We start from the raw sequence: 14375 nt of genomic DNA, 5'->3' as shown, positions 1-14375 counted from the left end.
GCGGTGGGACCGTGCGAGCCTCCGTGGTCGGAGAACTGGCGGACGGGAGGGAGACGTTATCGGGCTCATACTGGCACCCGCTGAGACAGCCTATCAGTGCGATAGCCACCAAGGGCAAGAGATGGCGCGACCGCTGACCGGCTTTTTCGGTAGGTGCCATGGAGCTCATCGATCCACCAAGCCGCTACAGGGTACTGTGAGGCCCCGCAGCCGGGTGGCCCCGCGGGCGGCCCGAAATGGGATGCCGTCACCTCAAGTCTCCTCTGGCAGAGAACTCGTGACAATGAAGAGTTGCCCGAAGCCCGGTTTCGACTCGGGCAACCTCCGAAATGACAGGAGCGCCCTGAGGCAGTGTTGTGGGAGTGGCAGCTTTCACCGCCCGAGCCTAACTGGCCCGAGAGATCTGGCGGCAGTATGCACTTGAAACCCTTGGGTTTCGAGGCGCAGAGGATTCGAGACACCGAATCGGGCTAAGGCGTGTTTGGTAAGTGGTCGGGCTGTAGCCATTCGTCGGCGTGGCGCTGATCGTGCGCATGCATGGCGGGATAGTTCGGTGCATCGGTGAATGGCAATCTTTAGAATGACTGGGTGGACCTTTCGCATCTCGGCGCGCCGTTCGGGCCGATGATTCGCGTCCACGGCGGGTTCGCCAACCGGATGTATCGGCTCGACACTGACCAGGGGTCGTTCGCGGTGAAGGAGTTGAACCTCGTCGACCGCCGCTGGACCTACCGCGTCGAGGACGTGTTCCGGTTTGAGCGGGCGGCCTTCGCTGCCGGCATTCCGATGCCAGAGCCGATCTCGGCCAGCCACCACACACTCATTCACCGGTGGGTCGAAGGCGAGAAGGTACCCGAAGCGCCGGTGACGGCGGCGTACGCGTTTGAGATCGGTGAGATCCTCGCGCGCATCCACGCGCTCGACGTCGCGTGGACCCGTGTGTCGATCGAGGACCCGCCTTCTCGGGACTGGTCCGAGCTCGCCGTGCGGGCAGCGGCGACCGGACAGCCGTGGGCCGACGAACTCGCCTCTCACGTCGAGACGTTCCTCGCGATTGCCCACTTCGTCGACACCTGCGAACGGCCAGGCCTCGTCGTGCTGACCCACAGGGATATCCACCCATGGAATCTGCTCGCTCGAGAGGGTCGGCCGGTGGTGCTCGACTGGGAGCTCTCGGGGATGCTCGACCTGTCCAGTGAGCTCGGCTCGACCGCGCTGAGCCTCGCGAAGGGACCTGGCTTCGATGACATCAGGCCCGCCATTTTCCGCTCGGTTCTCGACGGCTATGTCGCGGGGGGCGGAGTGCTGCCGCCGTCAGGTCCAAGCTGGTTTGTGTTCATGATCGGCGGCTGGCTGGGGCACATGAGGTTGAACGTCCTCCGGTGCCTCGCCGGTGGCGAGGCGAGCACCGGCCCTGGCCTCGCGCTGTCGCACGAGTCCGTGCGCAACGGGGTGCGCGGCCTCCCCGACATGTTCGGCCGACTTCCGGAGCTCGAGGCGCTGCTCGTGTGACAGTGAGCTGCGTCGGTGCTTGGTACGCGGCGTAAGGCGCGCCCCCGGATTCCGCGCGGGGGCATAGTCGATGACCTGCAAGGGTGATAAACGGACAGGTCATTTGGGCACTCCGGGACCGCCTCCGGTGTCCTGGCCGGTTCGAAGCGGATGTGGACGCGTCCGCGTCGGTGCTGTGAAGGTCCCCAACTCGAGCATTATGTGCGTCTCACAACCCTTGGGATGTGAGCCGTCTCGAACATGCGGTGGTGAGATCAAGCGGCCAATAAGGGGCACTGGTGATGTCCAAGATCCCTACTGCTTGGACTTAGATGCAGATAATCGGTGGTCCTGCGAAACGTCCCGCTGACTCCAGCCACCCCAAAGCTTTTTCTTCTGTTTCCAGTCACTGCTTACACTGCCGAAAAACCTGTGGACATATGGTCGGGCGGAACCTACCATGAGCCATGCCCGTGACCGGCCGATCCGTCACTGCCGCGGTGCTGCTCGTCATTGGGACAGGACTGGCGCTGCTGGGCGTGCTGGTTCACTACGGATTCATGAGGGTGTACGGCGATGTCACCGGCACCGCGTTTGACGGACTCATATGGGGGTTGACGGCCGGACCCTCCAGATTGGCGCTCCTTCTGGTCGCGGTCTTGGCGGTCATCGGTTTCATGCTCTCGACAAGACGATGGATGCGGCTGACGGCCGCGGCCATTCCTGTCCTCATGCTGGTCGGGATGTTCGCTATCACCCCCCTGGCGCTGGGACAGCGGTTTGAAAAGCAGTACGTTTCATCTCCACAATGCGTGACCGAAGGCACGGATGAGCCCATGGCCACCGCAGATCGTGAGGCCCAGCAGGTGTTCGATACCATCAGCCACATCGGCCAATTCAACGGCGGCGGCATGAGTGGGGTGGGCGGCTGTACCCGCTGGTTTAAGCTCTCAGGAGACGTCGATGTGTTGCAGCACTATCGCGCAACGCTGCTGGCGGCCGGCTGGGAAGTGGTCGAGGATGACGGGCACCATCTGCGGGCGCACCTCAATGGCAGAGCGTTCGATGTTATGCCCTGCCCAGGGGGCGGTGTCATCTGGGCAGGAAGCGACGACGACCCCTCATACGGACAGGGAAAGCCTGAACTGGCTGGCACTGAAATTTGTCCACACGACCTCTAGGGCAGGCGCTGAAGCTCCGTCCCCTTCGGGATCGACACTTGTTGGGGTACCAGAGGCAGGACACACTCTAAAGCCTGCTGCATGGGAGAAGGCAGGCTTAGACCAGCACATAAGCGAGTCTCCCTATTAGCCGCATCGGTGCGTGGCCCTGCAGACAGGTCGCGCGAGTGCCTTCATTCCCCGCAGTAGGTCAGCCGACATTCCCGCAAACTCGCCACCAGCCTTTGAAGCAGCGCGAGCCTCTTCACTCATTTGCAAAAAAGATGGAATGGGAGCGGAAGCCGCGACTTCCTTCTCCGCTGCCGCCCAGGACATTCCGCATGTTCCTGAGGACGTTGCTATGTCTAGTCCTTGTTTCAGCAGTTCTGCAGGGTCGTACTGCGGAGAAAGGATTTGTGGAACCTTTAAAGCGACGTCATACACAGCTTTCGTGCAGTCCCATACTGCTTTCCGTACCGCGGAACCAGAGGTGTAGGCCGACTTGAGGGCCGCGGTGGTCTTCTTGACGACTTGCTTAATCACGAATTCATTGGTCATCCACGCCAGGCTGAGATCAGGATTGATGACCCATCCAAACGAAGCGGGTGGCGAGTCAACATAGATTGTTTCCGCCGGTGCCATGAAGCCACGGGAATCCATGCCTGCTTGTGTCAGTGCATGGAATTCCTTGACCTTGAAGTCCGCGTCTTCCTGGTAGATGCTCACGGGAGTGTCCGCTTGAAACATCCAGACCATGTTGCTCTTATTTTTCACTGACATTGATCCCGTCGAGTCGTTGACGCAGACGACGATCAGATCGAGGTATGCAACCTCTTCACGAGTCTCAGGAACCGGAGGCTGCCTCCGGGGCCACTTTGGGGTGCACCCCACCTGCGGGACGTCCGGGATCGCCGCCGTTGTTACTGGCGGGGCGGCCGTATAAGGCGCCGGCGCGGGGGGGCTGCCGCCGTAGTCCTGGGGCGCCTGCGGCGCGCCACCTCCGCCGCCGCCGGAATCTCCGCTCCCGCCGCCACACGCGCTAAGCTGTACGGCCAGAATTACAGCGACGCAAGCCGCAAATAAGCGGGCGACTGTTCTGGCGCTAAGACTCTGTTCTGCAGGATGCCTTTCCGGCTCAAAAAGTATGCTGTCCATGCCGCTACCCCAATGAAGACGAGTCTTGGGAAGACGTTACGCCCGCTGAAAGGACCTGTTGAAGGGGGCTGGCACCCCTGTTGCCATTGGGGTACCCCTAATATGTTCGCGATGTAATGGACCTCGCATGGCATCTCGCCGGGACCTTCTCGATCAGCGGGGCCCGCTCGGTAACGGATTGTTCGTCGAGGAGTTCAGCGGCATCCACACCTGGCTGGATGGGCCCACCTGCTGGGGTCGTGGTCCTGTTCGTGGATACCCGACCCGTGGATGCCCTCCCCTTTCACCACAATCTGCTCGGTGCTGGCGACTCGGTCGGTTTCTTCAGGCTCCCCTGGTGCCCAACTGAAGGACTCGGCAATTCTCGCGTTGCCTATCCCGGGAAGCTGTTGGGGTCAGGCCTGGTTTCACCGGTCCAAGCCTGGCCGTCCCAGTACCCAAGCACTCCAGCTGTTGCCGTTGGATACCAGCCGGCCGGCGGCATGGCTGGCTGCTGAGGCAGCTGTATTTGCTCGGGGGCGGGAACCTGTGCCGAAGTTGCTCGGGGGTTTTCGGAGATGACATCCGCCGCCTGTTCGACGTCATGGCGGCGGCCTTTGTAGTCCTCATCGGAGAGGCGCTGGACGAGCTGTTTCGCTACTTGGACTGAGGTGACGTGGTGAGTCCACATCGTTCCGTTTCAGTAGCGGGCAGTTCCCTCGCCTTGGTTGTACCATCCTCGTCCAGCCCCGCCGGCATTGAGCCCTGCGATGAGGAAGTCTGTAAAGCGGGCGGTAATCCTGTCGGATGGTTGGGGTGGAGGGGTCACGAAATTGTGCATGTGGGTTGCCACTTGGGTATCTGCGTCAGCTTGGCTAAGGCGCCCGGCGGCGACTTCCGCTTCGGCCCATGCGCGCAACCGTTGATACTCCGCGTCGAGTTGCCGACGTTTGAGCTGGGAGAGTTGGGCGGCAGCCAGTTCGGCTTGGACGGCGTTCTGCTGAGCGATGGTTCGTTGGACGCCTAGCTGTTGCCGCCCGGTGATGAAGCTGCCAACGTTCGCCGCCGTGTTCAGCCGGTTACCCTTCATCTTGCCCATGGCACCCCTCTGGAGAGTCATCGCCAGTGACTCCCGGCACCGGCCCGCGTCTGGAGACGCATAGGGGATTTTATCCCGAGCGGCCACAAAGAAAGCTCGAGTTTCCCCGCAAGATCGCCTCAGTTTTAGTCGGTGCTCCAGACTCGCTCTGAAGCCCCACCGAGCAGGTTGGGGCGCTAGGCAGGACTGCTAACCCGCGCTCGTGGTTCGACTTGGTCACCACCTCCCGAATACAAGAGAGCACCCGCACTCATCAACTGTATGTGTTACCTCTGGCGGCCACGGCCTGCCATAGTGGTGCCAGCAACCCGACTGACATCGAGAGGCCAACTAATGGGCGCATGGCACACTGTGCTCCTGACACTCACGGCTGAGTGCACTGCCCCTCCGATCGATCCATACGGCCTTCCAGCAGGATGCTCATTGACACCTTTCCGGGGCCGGAGTAACACAGCCAGTAGCGGCTCTATTCGGGGTCGCCGCAGAAAATGTGCACGCGCCATCCCAGATCAGGTCTGCCCTCCACTACCTCAGGGCCGGCTCCAGCAAAGGCGCTACACGCTTCAAAGGAGAAGCACCATGACCGTTGCAACCATCCTTCACCGCGTCGCCGACTACGACACCTGGCGCAAGGTCTACGACTCTGTGGGCGACATGCAGAAAGATGGAGGGGTAACCGAGGAGTCAGTACACCAGATGGTCGATGACCCTAACAACGTCCTCGTCATCCATCATTTCGACAACCTGCAAACCGCGACGGCGTTCTTCGGACGGGAGGACTTGAGGGACGCGATGCAGCGCAGCGGCGTTCAGGGCGAACCACGCGTGGAGCTCTTCGAGTAGCCGACGATCCTGGAGGCCACTTCCGAAACTGCCAGATGCGCAGATAGGAGAAGGCTATGTTGAAGCCCTTGCTGTGCAAATTCAATATCCGCCATGAATGGCACGTTGAACATACTGAAGATGGAGCGATCTATAAGCGATGTCTGCGCTGCGGCAAAGATGGGGAGGCCGGCGACGCCGGGGATGGTGCAGCTAACGGGTGGGCGCTGAAACGCTGGTGGTAGACCAACGCCGGCATGCCGGGCTTGTCGTTCCCCAAAGGGACGGTCCCCATATGAAGCGCCAGTAAACGGTAGCCAAGTCCCGTCTGGCCTGATGCAAGGCCCCGGCATGCATTGGCTTACCGAGGCGTAGTCGGTTCAGGGACATGACTCCTCGCGGCTATACCTTGCTCGCGACCACCATGTAGTTCTCGGCCTCAAGATCGAACGTGCTTACTTCCGTCCGGAGTCCGATCCGGCGCAGCTCGACTTCGAGTTCCTCATACCGGTAGGGCCAGCAGGACAGCAGTTCCGAGCGGACAAGAACCAGACCCGTAGCATCAACTTGGGCAACCGCAATCTCGATGTGGTGCTCATCCTCCCAACGCGGCGCAATCTCCCAGCGGTAGACCACAACGGCATCGCGACCGTTCCGGCGGACGAGTCGGTCCCAGATGTCTATCCGGGAACCTCTGGCCCTCACGAGTTCCCAAGTGCGGGATGTGAGCACCAAGCGCCCGCCAGGGCGCAGAAGCCGTGACATCGACTCCAGAGCAACACCCCTGCCTGTCGCGCCCGCGGCATGGTGAAGCGAGTTGCCAACGCAGAACACCATGTCGAACGTGTCGTCCTCGAAATGGTTGGGCAACTCATCCCAGTTCGCCCGCACGGCCCGAACGGAGGCCCCGAACTCCTCAGACAACTCTGCAGTCCGGCGAACCATCGCTTCGCTGGCGTCAGTTGCGACAACCTGCATGCCACGACCGGCGAGGCCAACCGCCAACTGTCCGGTTCCGCACGAACAGTCGAGGACGTTAGCGTTCGACGGCAGGAGACTGAGGACGTCATCGAACGACGCAACGAACTCGGCGGGAGGCAACTTTTCATCCGAGATGAGCCATTCGTACACCTCGGCAAGCACATCATATTCCGTCACAACAACTACCTCCGTCACGCAGCAGCGAGGGTGACACGTTCAAAGCCGCCTGCGGCACCACGTCCGGCCAAACCTGGGCGGCACCGTCGCCCAGGCCTCAATCGTACGACCGGCCCTCCTGGTGGGAAAGGGATCCTGCTAAGCGCCGCTCCGCCGGCTGTTCGCGCCCCGCCGCGCCCTGCCTTGGCACCAGCCCGGAATGCCCTCGTTCAGCTGCTCTTCCTTGGCCGGGCCCAGCTTTCCGGCACGGTAGTCGATGCGCTGGGTGTGCAGCCACACGCCCAGGGTCCGTTCCTCTTGGTTGTCGGTTTTGTTGTGCCGGGGCCAGTCGTGGCCGGCGGCAAGGTAGGCGGCGAGCTCGGCCAGGCGCTGCTGCCAGCGGGCCGCGTCGGCATCCCGCTTCGTGGGGTAGTCCCGCCAGTTCGGAATGCTGTCCAGGACCAGAGCGTAGGCGGGGGAGAGGGTGCCGTCGGCTGCCTCCTTGCGGCGCCGCACCAGCCAAGCCGCCTGAGCCGTTTCCCGGGCGGAGCGGCGATGCATCGGGAGTCGTCCCTCACTCTTGTAGAACGCCAGGATCTCGTCCAGGTTCTTGCGGCCGGGCTCCGTCACCCGCGGTGCAGCTGGCGCAAGGGCCGCCTGGTGCTCAGCGGTCAGCCCCGGCTCCTGCTTGACGGCAGCTGCGAGGTGGCGCCGTACCGTTGATTCGGACGCCCCGGCGGCCGCGGCAATCTTCGGGTTGGTGATGTCGTGCCGGTACATCAGCACCCACTCAAGGTCCGGGGCGGGGCGACGAGCCTGGGTCACGAAGTCTCGGAGCTCCGGACTGACGACAAACGGCCCTCGAGGTCGTCATCGGTGAGCCTGTCGATCTTCCGGAGCCCGTGGAAGACGGCGGTCACAATCAGAATGAAGCCGATCAGCAGCAGAAGCAGTCCGATCAGGGAGAGGAGCGTATAGAGGTCCTCATCGTTCCGGTATTCGGGCTTGGAGAACCTGACGTCAAGGCCGTGCGCCCAGAATCCTACGGGCAGCAGCAGGACTCCAGCGAGAAAAATTCTGGCGTTGCGGGTGCGGCGCATCAGCTGTCCCCGGCCCGCGCGGCCCGCTTCAGCTCGGCGATCCGCAGCCGAAGGAAGATGATGGCCAGGACCAGGGCGTACACCGCCAGGCCGGCCAGGACGACCGTGAAGACTGCGTAAAGAATGCCAAGGATGCCAAAGGCTGGACTGAGACTAAACATTGCTACCCCCACATAGTCGTTGCCCCAAGGCTACGCGAGGGTGGGCAGCATCGGGCAAAGAAAGAGCGGGCCCAGTCCCGACTGGCCCGCTGTTTACACTCCCTACCACTCGACGCCTGGCAGGCCCTGTTGATGGCCATCAGCCTCCTGAAGGGTTCTCCTTCGGGGTACCGTCGGGGTCCTCAGTAACGGGACGGTCTTCCTCGGGCTTCGTGTTCGGTGTGTCGGTCGGTCTGCGGGTCCTTCGGCTCACCGACAGGCTGTTCCCTGGTTCCGGAGTCGCTCACATTGTCCTCCTTTTGTTGCATAGATACGGGAAAGGGTGCGCCCCGTTCGCTGAGCGCACCCTTTCGATTCCCCTTCGCACCGGATCCCCATCCGGATGCAGCTATTGTAAGCATGCTTAGCAATGTGCGGTCAAGCCCCGCCTCAGGATCCCGGTCTACAGGCCTGTGGAGTGGGAGACGCCTCTCCTGACGTGCCGGGCCGCCCTCCTCGCCTCTGCCTGGTGGACAAAGCTGGTACCCGAATACGCCATGTAGTTGTCGACGGGCTCGATGGCCCTCCACGCCCATCCGCCGTCAGGATGAGGATAGATTTCATACCTCACCCGCAGGGCTGCTAACCGGAAGGCCGACGCTTCTGTGCGGGCGAACTCGAGGGAGACGTATCGCCGGCCAGCCCAGGCCAACAGTTCAACGTGAGCCCCGTACAGCCACCACGAGGGGGCTCCGTCCGGGCCGGTGGTTACTCGAAATATCACGGCGGTTGCCTTCCTGCCCGTGCCGACCCGGAAGTGCCCGGGCGTTGCCCCTATGATGCGCTGCGTGACGCAAGGGTGATGCCCAAAAGTCCCCAAGAGTTGATCAAGAAATTTCGCAGCAGCCTCCAGGCCGGGCGGCCGAGCCGCCAGCCGCCGTACCAGAAGCCGAAGTTCCGGCCGCCCGATGTGCCATTTCAGGCGGCGGGGAGCGGTTAAGGTTCCGTCTGCCAGTGGATGCTGCGGTCGGGGTCCGGTTCATAGCGGCAGAACCTTCCGGTGTGAACGCCGCTGCGTAGTAGGGTCGCGGTTGCCGGATCTGCTGTTGCGATGCTGTCTATGGCGGCCGTGATGGCCTTGCGGACGGCCACCCGGGCTCGTTCGGGCGCGGAGCTGAACTCCCGTGGCCGTCCCATCAATCCGTACGTCTTGGCCAGATGGTCTATCAGGACCTGCCGCTGCTGCCTCGCTGCCGAGGCCCGGGCGGTGTCGTTCCAACTCTCGGCATCCTCAATTTCTGATGCCAGGTTGGCTAGGCGCTGTTTGTAGGCCGTGCGTGCCGCATCGTCCAGGATTTCGCCACCGCCGCCGGCGTCGGCATGAGCGTCAGCCGATCGGGAGAAGCCGGTGGCCAGGTCCAGGCATGAAATTTCCTTGCCGGGATTACGAATTAGCTGGCGCAAGTACTCGAAGCCTCGCGTGTGTGGGAGAAAATGCGGGGCTGAAGGTGGCCCAATTTTCCATATCCGGTGATCAGTGGGCCGGAAGTCAATCGTGGATTCCGCTCGAGTGGTGGCGGGGCCAGCCGGTCCGGCGGCGGGACCCAGTGGTGCGGGTGGCAGTTGGGCTTCCCACCACGTCGCTCCCAGCCGTCCGTAGCCGGCCCTCGCCTGGTCCAAGTGGTGTTCTGACTGGAGGTCGTTTCCCAGCAGAAGCGCTGCGGTGCCGAGATAGGCATCGACCATGCCGTGGAAGCTGACAGAACCGGCGTTCACGACTCCTTGGCCTGCGAATGGTTCCAGCAGGTCCGCCATGAGCGAGGCTGTCGCGGTGTCCCCGGTGCGCGTGGCCACATCAGTAACCAGGCAGGCCGTGAGCAACCAGTCAACGTCACGCTGAACAGTGCCGAAGTCTTTTCCCGCAATTTGCCGCGCCATCAGGCGGGCGCGCTGCGGGTCACCTGACTCCAGCCAGAGCACGGCGGCCTGCGCCAGGACGGAGGGGACTCCTTCGGCCCTGGCAAACTCTTCGTGCAGGCCCGCTTCCGCGGCCAGTTGGGCCTTGTCGCGGGTTTGCCGGGCGATCTCGCCGCGCAGGGTGTGCTCGAGGGCGATCGTGTCAACGTCTCCGGTGTCACGTCCGGCCGCCGCCGCTTCTGTGCACAAGGCGGCAGCCTGGACTGTTTCCCCGCAAAGAAGCAGGTACATGGCGCGCCGGCTCAGAGCGTAGAAAGACACCCGGCGGGATCCGGACTGGACGGCAAGCAGTTCCAGTTCCCGCAGCTGTCGCTGCACGCCGAGCCCATCGAGCCTTTCCAGGCAGCTGGTCAGCACCCAGCAGAGGGCTCGGAGCCTGAGTTCGACGTCGTCCGTGTAGGCGGTCAGCTCTGCCAGCCTGGCCGACAGCCACGCCCTTTCGGCCACCTCCTGGGGTCCCCAGTGAACCAATAATCCGGCCTCCAGGGCCTCGGCGACACGATCGGGGTCGTTAGCTTCCTCTGCCAGGTGCAATGCATCTGCCGCGAAGTCGGCCGCCCGGGCGGCCTCTCCGCTGTAGACCCACAGCCGTGCCATCGCTGCCCCCAGCCGGCTACGTTCAGCCGGTCCGATCGTTGACCGGTAGGCAGTGTTCAGCAGGGCAGGAAGCTGACCGGCGGCGGTACCGAATCGATGGCGATTGATCAACTGCAGCACCGCGGCGGCCAGCACATCGATCCGGCCGGATTGGACGGCCTCGTGACAGGCCTGCAGGTACAGCGATTCGCCGGCCGGGTCGTTGTTCCGTTCTGCCTCCTGCGCACGACGGAACAGCATATCGGCAGTGGTACCGACAGGCGGCTCGGGAACGGTGGCCGAAGCCATGTTCCGATACTAGGCCCGTCTGTCCACCGTCACCACCGCTGCGGGTACTGACCCCTGGCACACTTCTAGGGCCGCAGCATCACTTCCTTCTGGGCATGACGGGCTTGCCGCGCCGCGTCCCAATCTCCAGTGCAATATACGGACAAGGCAGAGATGGCATTGTCGGCGACGTCTGCCCGTGCCATTTCGCGGCAGTACCACTGCTGCCCCCCGTCCACCCAGACTTCCTCGAATTCCATGACAAACCCCGTGTCGGTGCGATCGGTACGCCACCGTGGAACTTTGCCAGCGCAGGGGTGTCCGGAGCGCCGCAGGGCCACCGCGTCCTGGACGCCTGATGCCTGCAGCCGCCAGAGGGGAACGGTGAAATCAAGGAAAACGTCGTCAGCAAAGAGCCCATCTGGAATGTTGCCGGTCTTCAGGAACTCGATGAACTTCCGCTCCAGGACCCTCACGGTCTCCTCCGAGACTAGGGGCACAACGGGGGGATGCTGATGGATCTCCGTCCTGGACTTCTTTTCCATCGGGATGTTCGTGATCATTGTCCTTCTCCTTCCATCGCCATGTTGGCCTGCAGGACCTCCATGGTCTTCGCCAAAGCTGCCGTGGGGCTGAATTCGGCGACCTCTGTTCCGGCTGCCACGAGCGGCAGATGGCCCGGCGGCACATAGTAGAAATCCCCTGCGGTGAATTCTTCATCATGGTCCGCGAAGCGGAACACGACCTTCCCGCTCCGGACCATGCCCCAGTGCTCGCACTGGCATCGGTCCTCAGGCAGTCCGCGGAACAGTGTTGCAGGGTCCTCGTCGATGTGAAAATGCTCGAACGCTACGGTGAACGGTCCAAGCTCTGCATAACGGCCCTCCAGATGTTCGTCGCTGACGAGAATCGGGGCTTCCATCTTGCTGATTTTTGGCATTTCTGCCACCTCCCTTGATTGTCCTGACACCCAATAGGCGTGAAATTCCAGGGCACAACGTGAGGGATGAAGGAACGAGTTGATGGAGCACGTATGGCAGCAAACCGCCGACCCGCTAGCAGCAGCGACGCTGGGCAGGCTGAGCACCATTGGACGTTTAGGATCGTAATCCCAAGTGCGCGGTGCGTCTGATTGCATCCGTCACGCTGTCTGCTTGCATGAAGTCATGACCTGAGCAGCCACCCGCACCGGTAATCGAAGACCTGGGCCGGCTCCAGACGGCCCTCGCCACCGCCATCCCTACCAAGACAGAGTCCAATCTGCTGGTCGGAACCTGGAACATCCGCGGACTCGGCGACCTCACGAACAAGTGGCTGGCCGGGCCCAAAGATTCGCCGAAGCGGGACTGGCATGCCATCGCCTGCCTTGCCGAGATCCTCTCCCGGTTCGACGTCGTCGCCGTGCAGGAATCCGGCCGCAACCCCGCGGCCCTGAGGCGGCTCATGGCCAGTCTGGGGGAGCAGTGGCAGGTTATCGTCTCCGATGTCACCGAGGGGGCGGCCGGCAACGGCGAACGTCTGGCCTTCCTCTACGACAGCTCACGGATCCGGCCCTCGGGTCTGGTGGGTGAAGTCGTGCTGCCACCGATCGGGGACGCCCCGGCCCGCCAGTTCGCCCGCACCCCGTACACGGCCAGCATCGCCGGGGCCGGCGTCCAGTTCACCCTCGCCACCGTCCACGTGCTGTGGGGCAAGGACGAGACCGAGCGGCTGCCGGAGATTACCGCGTTCGCCCAATGGATGCATGACTGGCCGTGCGCCCCAACGAATGGAACACCAACCTGATGGTCCTGGGCGACTTCAACCTGGACCGCATCGGCGACCCGTTCTACGAGGCGTTCATCTCCACGGGCCTCTGGCCGTCGGCCGAGCTGAACGCCGTCCCGCGGACCATCTTCGATGACGACAAAACCAAGCACTTCTACGACCAGCTGGCCTGGTTCTCCACCCCCGGCGGCACCTCCCTGTTGCGCGGCCTGGCCTACGGGCAGCGGGCCGGAACGTTCGACTTCATCCCGCACGTCTTCCAAGGGCTCAGCTGCAACGAGGTGTCCTGGCGGATCTCCGACCACTACCCGCTCTGGTGCGAATTCCTCCTACTCACGTAAGAGGCCGCACGCGGCACGGCCCCTCGGCCACTTACAGGCTGCGGTCCGCGTTCGGCACCACCGTATCGGCGTGGCGATGGACTACTTTCCACTGCCCGTCTTCGCGGCGGTATATCTGCGTGGCCCGGAGGGTAAAGGTGCGGGGCTCGCCCTCAACGGAGGTGGAGATGTGCTCCAGACCACCTGTGTACGCCATGTCTCCCACAACGTCATAGGCCTGCACTTCGAAATCGTAGGACTGGCAGTCGGAGAACATCTGCACCAGCCAGGTGAACAATTCGTCCACGTTCTGCACCCCATAGGAGTTGCGCAGCGCCCCCAGGATGCTGACCGGTTCATTGCGGGACCATATTGCCCGCCGCGGCGCAGCATCACCGTTATGCAGTGCCAGCTCGGCCTGGTGGAGCGTTGACTTCACCCAGGCGAGGAAATCCTCACGGTCGCTCATGCCACCAGTATGCTCCTGACCCAGCAGCCTGTGTCCCTCATTCTGCTGCCGCGTGGCCACAACGAGCGCAAGCATGATCGGGATGACGCGGAGTGGCTTTCTGGTCCTCGGCCCCAGCCTCAGCTTCATGCTGCAGCCATTCTGCGCGCATTGGATTTCCTTGACAGATATGTCCTGGCCGGCGTCTCACGAACTATAGGTAATGACACCACTGCCCTGATGGCCGGTTTCCCGTGGTTTCTGGGCAAATAATGTTTGTCGCGCCATGCCGCCCAGTTGGAGGGATGCACGTGGGCTGGCCCAAATAGAAGCCTTGACCGGACGTCATGCCGAGCTTGGTGGCCACTTCGAGTTCGGCCGGTGTTTCGATTCCTTCCGCCACGATTTGAGCGCCCAGTTGCTTGGCGAACCCGACTATGGATGCCCCCAGAGCCTGAGGACATGGCTATGAATCTCCGTGTTCCTGAAGACCTCGATCGGCGGCTGGAGAAGTTGGCTGCCGAGGAGCACACGTCCAAGTCCGCGCTTCTGTTGGAGGGTGCTGAGTTGGTTCTGCAGCGCCACGCGCGCCGGCGCGAAATCAGCGCAGGTCTTGATTTTGTCACGAGTCATGACGCTGATCTGCTGAAGCGCCTTGAAGACGCGTGACAGCGTACCTGGACATTGAGGACCCTCTTCAGGTAGTTGATCGGTACGGCTTCCATATCCGTGATGTCGGGTTGTTGGCCTCCGCATTGGCCAGGCCGGCTACAACTGTCATGGGGCGCGGAAGCCTATCCGGAACTCGCGGTGAAGGCGGCAGCCTTGTCGGAGTCGGTCGCCCGGTTCCATCCACTCATTGATGGCAACAAACGGACTGCGTGGACGCTCATGGTGTTGCTGATGTGGATCAACG

Annotated in this window: 19 protein-coding genes and 1 pseudogene; 8 read left to right on the top strand and 12 right to left on the bottom strand. The window is 62.7% G+C overall.

Annotated features, from left to right (window positions below):
* Positions 1–588: 588 nt before the first annotated feature.
* Together QF031_RS10625 and QF031_RS10620 are read left to right on the top strand one after the other, a co-directional pair.
* The gene (locus QF031_RS10625) at positions 589–1512 is read left to right on the top strand and encodes a phosphotransferase family protein (protein ID WP_307427619.1); all 924 of its coding nucleotides are present in this window, start codon (positions 589–591) and stop codon (positions 1510–1512) included.
* 479 nt (positions 1513–1991) lie between these two features.
* Positions 1992–2672, top strand: a complete 681-nt coding sequence (locus QF031_RS10620) for a hypothetical protein (RefSeq protein ID WP_307427617.1) — start codon at positions 1992–1994, stop codon at positions 2670–2672.
* Positions 2673–2798: 126 nt separating this feature from the next.
* Here the strand turns inward: QF031_RS10620 and QF031_RS10615 are convergent, their stop codons facing one another.
* From QF031_RS10615 to QF031_RS10610, 3 genes are all read right to left on the bottom strand, one after another.
* Positions 2799–3377: a hypothetical protein gene (locus QF031_RS10615; protein WP_307427615.1), complete on the bottom strand. Its 579-nt coding sequence runs from the start codon at positions 3375–3377 to the stop codon at positions 2799–2801.
* An 802-nt stretch (positions 3378–4179) separates the two neighbouring features.
* On the bottom strand, positions 4180–4290 hold the full coding sequence (locus QF031_RS21480; RefSeq protein ID WP_370874562.1) for a DUF2510 domain-containing protein: 111 nt from the start codon (positions 4288–4290) through the stop codon (positions 4180–4182).
* Between the two features lie 195 nt (positions 4291–4485).
* A complete protein-coding gene (locus QF031_RS10610) occupies positions 4486–4884 on the bottom strand; it encodes a hypothetical protein (protein WP_307427614.1) in 399 nt (132 codons plus the stop codon).
* A 579-nt stretch (positions 4885–5463) separates the two neighbouring features.
* Here QF031_RS10610 and QF031_RS10605 point away from each other — a divergent pair.
* Together QF031_RS10605 and QF031_RS10600 are read left to right on the top strand one after the other, a co-directional pair.
* On the top strand, positions 5464–5727 hold the full coding sequence (locus tag QF031_RS10605) for a hypothetical protein (RefSeq protein WP_307427612.1): 264 nt from the start codon (positions 5464–5466) through the stop codon (positions 5725–5727).
* A 56-nt stretch (positions 5728–5783) separates the two neighbouring features.
* Positions 5784–5951, top strand: coding sequence for a hypothetical protein (locus QF031_RS10600; protein WP_307427610.1), 168 nt, complete (start codon positions 5784–5786; stop codon positions 5949–5951).
* Positions 5952–6108: 157 nt separating this feature from the next.
* Here QF031_RS10600 and QF031_RS10595 read toward each other — a convergent pair whose 3' ends face one another.
* The 7 genes from QF031_RS10595 to QF031_RS10565 all read right to left on the bottom strand — a co-directional run bounded on the left by QF031_RS10595 (position 6109) and on the right by QF031_RS10565 (position 11864).
* Positions 6109–6882, bottom strand: coding sequence for a class I SAM-dependent methyltransferase (locus tag QF031_RS10595; protein WP_307427608.1), 774 nt, complete (start codon positions 6880–6882; stop codon positions 6109–6111).
* A 120-nt stretch (positions 6883–7002) separates the two neighbouring features.
* Positions 7003–7668, bottom strand: a complete 666-nt coding sequence (locus QF031_RS10590) for a helicase associated domain-containing protein (RefSeq protein ID WP_307427607.1) — start codon at positions 7666–7668, stop codon at positions 7003–7005.
* Positions 7665–7943 carry a hypothetical protein gene (locus tag QF031_RS10585; RefSeq protein WP_307427605.1) on the bottom strand — a complete coding sequence of 93 codons (279 nt, stop codon included), beginning with the start codon at positions 7941–7943 and terminating at the stop codon, positions 7665–7667. Before QF031_RS10585 ends, QF031_RS10590 begins: the two co-directional genes overlap by 4 nt.
* Complete coding sequence (locus QF031_RS10580; RefSeq protein WP_307427603.1) at positions 7943–8104, bottom strand: hypothetical protein; 162 nt, start codon at positions 8102–8104, stop codon at positions 7943–7945. Before QF031_RS10580 ends, QF031_RS10585 begins: the two co-directional genes overlap by 1 nt.
* Before the next feature lie 975 nt (positions 8105–9079).
* The gene (locus QF031_RS10575; RefSeq protein WP_307427601.1) at positions 9080–10945 is read right to left on the bottom strand and encodes a hypothetical protein; all 1866 of its coding nucleotides are present in this window, start codon (positions 10943–10945) and stop codon (positions 9080–9082) included.
* Between the two features lie 65 nt (positions 10946–11010).
* A complete protein-coding gene (locus QF031_RS10570) occupies positions 11011–11487 on the bottom strand; it encodes a hypothetical protein (RefSeq protein WP_307427600.1) in 477 nt (158 codons plus the stop codon).
* Positions 11484–11864: a hypothetical protein gene (locus tag QF031_RS10565; RefSeq protein WP_307427598.1), complete on the bottom strand. Its 381-nt coding sequence runs from the start codon at positions 11862–11864 to the stop codon at positions 11484–11486. The genes QF031_RS10570 and QF031_RS10565 overlap by 4 nt, the downstream gene beginning before the upstream one ends.
* A gap of 503 nt (positions 11865–12367) precedes the next feature.
* On the opposite strand from QF031_RS10565, the gene QF031_RS10560 reads away from it, so the two are divergent.
* Both QF031_RS10560 and QF031_RS10555 read left to right on the top strand, forming a co-directional pair.
* A complete protein-coding gene (locus QF031_RS10560; RefSeq protein WP_307427597.1) occupies positions 12368–12709 on the top strand; it encodes a hypothetical protein in 342 nt (113 codons plus the stop codon).
* A complete protein-coding gene (locus QF031_RS10555; protein WP_307427595.1) occupies positions 12679–13032 on the top strand; it encodes a hypothetical protein in 354 nt (117 codons plus the stop codon). Before QF031_RS10560 ends, QF031_RS10555 begins: the two co-directional genes overlap by 31 nt.
* A gap of 31 nt (positions 13033–13063) precedes the next feature.
* Here the strand turns inward: QF031_RS10555 and QF031_RS10550 are convergent, their stop codons facing one another.
* Together QF031_RS10550 and QF031_RS21475 are read right to left on the bottom strand one after the other, a co-directional pair.
* Positions 13064–13480 carry a YybH family protein gene (locus tag QF031_RS10550; protein WP_307427593.1) on the bottom strand — a complete coding sequence of 139 codons (417 nt, stop codon included), beginning with the start codon at positions 13478–13480 and terminating at the stop codon, positions 13064–13066.
* 193 nt (positions 13481–13673) lie between these two features.
* Complete coding sequence (locus tag QF031_RS21475) at positions 13674–13910, bottom strand: EAL domain-containing protein (protein ID WP_370874561.1); 237 nt, start codon at positions 13908–13910, stop codon at positions 13674–13676.
* Positions 13911–13921: 11 nt separating this feature from the next.
* Here QF031_RS21475 and QF031_RS10545 point away from each other — a divergent pair, with 11 nt between their 5' ends.
* Complete coding sequence (locus QF031_RS10545; RefSeq protein WP_307427591.1) at positions 13922–14128, top strand: ribbon-helix-helix protein, CopG family; 207 nt, start codon at positions 13922–13924, stop codon at positions 14126–14128.
* A 63-nt stretch (positions 14129–14191) separates the two neighbouring features.
* A pseudogene (locus QF031_RS10540) lies at positions 14192–14308 on the top strand (hypothetical protein); the annotation flags it as partial.
* Between the last annotated feature and the right edge of the window lie 67 nt (positions 14309–14375).

This window comes from Pseudarthrobacter defluvii, assembly GCF_030816725.1.
In the GTDB taxonomy this organism is placed as follows: domain Bacteria; phylum Actinomycetota; class Actinomycetes; order Actinomycetales; family Micrococcaceae; genus Arthrobacter; species Arthrobacter defluvii_A.
Note: the sequence above shows the minus strand (reverse complement) of the source record. Positions and strands in the feature narration are given on the sequence as shown.

Coding starts and splice junctions, on each gene's coding strand:
- QF031_RS10610 (WP_307427614.1), bottom strand. CDS start 4,884: ATGGGCAAGATGAAGGGTAACCGGCTGAACACGGCGGCGAACGTTGGC.
- QF031_RS21480 (WP_370874562.1), bottom strand. CDS start 4,290: ATGCCGCCGGCCGGCTGGTATCCAACGGCAACAGCTGGAGTGCTTGGG.
- QF031_RS10570 (WP_307427600.1), bottom strand. CDS start 11,487: ATGATCACGAACATCCCGATGGAAAAGAAGTCCAGGACGGAGATCCAT.
- QF031_RS10560 (WP_307427597.1), top strand. CDS start 12,368: ATGGCCAGTCTGGGGGAGCAGTGGCAGGTTATCGTCTCCGATGTCACC.
- QF031_RS10585 (WP_307427605.1), bottom strand. CDS start 7,943: ATGCGCCGCACCCGCAACGCCAGAATTTTTCTCGCTGGAGTCCTGCTG.
- QF031_RS10565 (WP_307427598.1), bottom strand. CDS start 11,864: ATGCCAAAAATCAGCAAGATGGAAGCCCCGATTCTCGTCAGCGACGAA.
- QF031_RS10580 (WP_307427603.1), bottom strand. CDS start 8,104: ATGTTTAGTCTCAGTCCAGCCTTTGGCATCCTTGGCATTCTTTACGCA.
- QF031_RS10575 (WP_307427601.1), bottom strand. CDS start 10,945: ATGGCTTCGGCCACCGTTCCCGAGCCGCCTGTCGGTACCACTGCCGAT.
- QF031_RS10550 (WP_307427593.1), bottom strand. CDS start 13,480: ATGAGCGACCGTGAGGATTTCCTCGCCTGGGTGAAGTCAACGCTCCAC.
- QF031_RS10545 (WP_307427591.1), top strand. CDS start 13,922: ATGGCTATGAATCTCCGTGTTCCTGAAGACCTCGATCGGCGGCTGGAG.
- QF031_RS10600 (WP_307427610.1), top strand. CDS start 5,784: ATGTTGAAGCCCTTGCTGTGCAAATTCAATATCCGCCATGAATGGCAC.
- QF031_RS10605 (WP_307427612.1), top strand. CDS start 5,464: ATGACCGTTGCAACCATCCTTCACCGCGTCGCCGACTACGACACCTGG.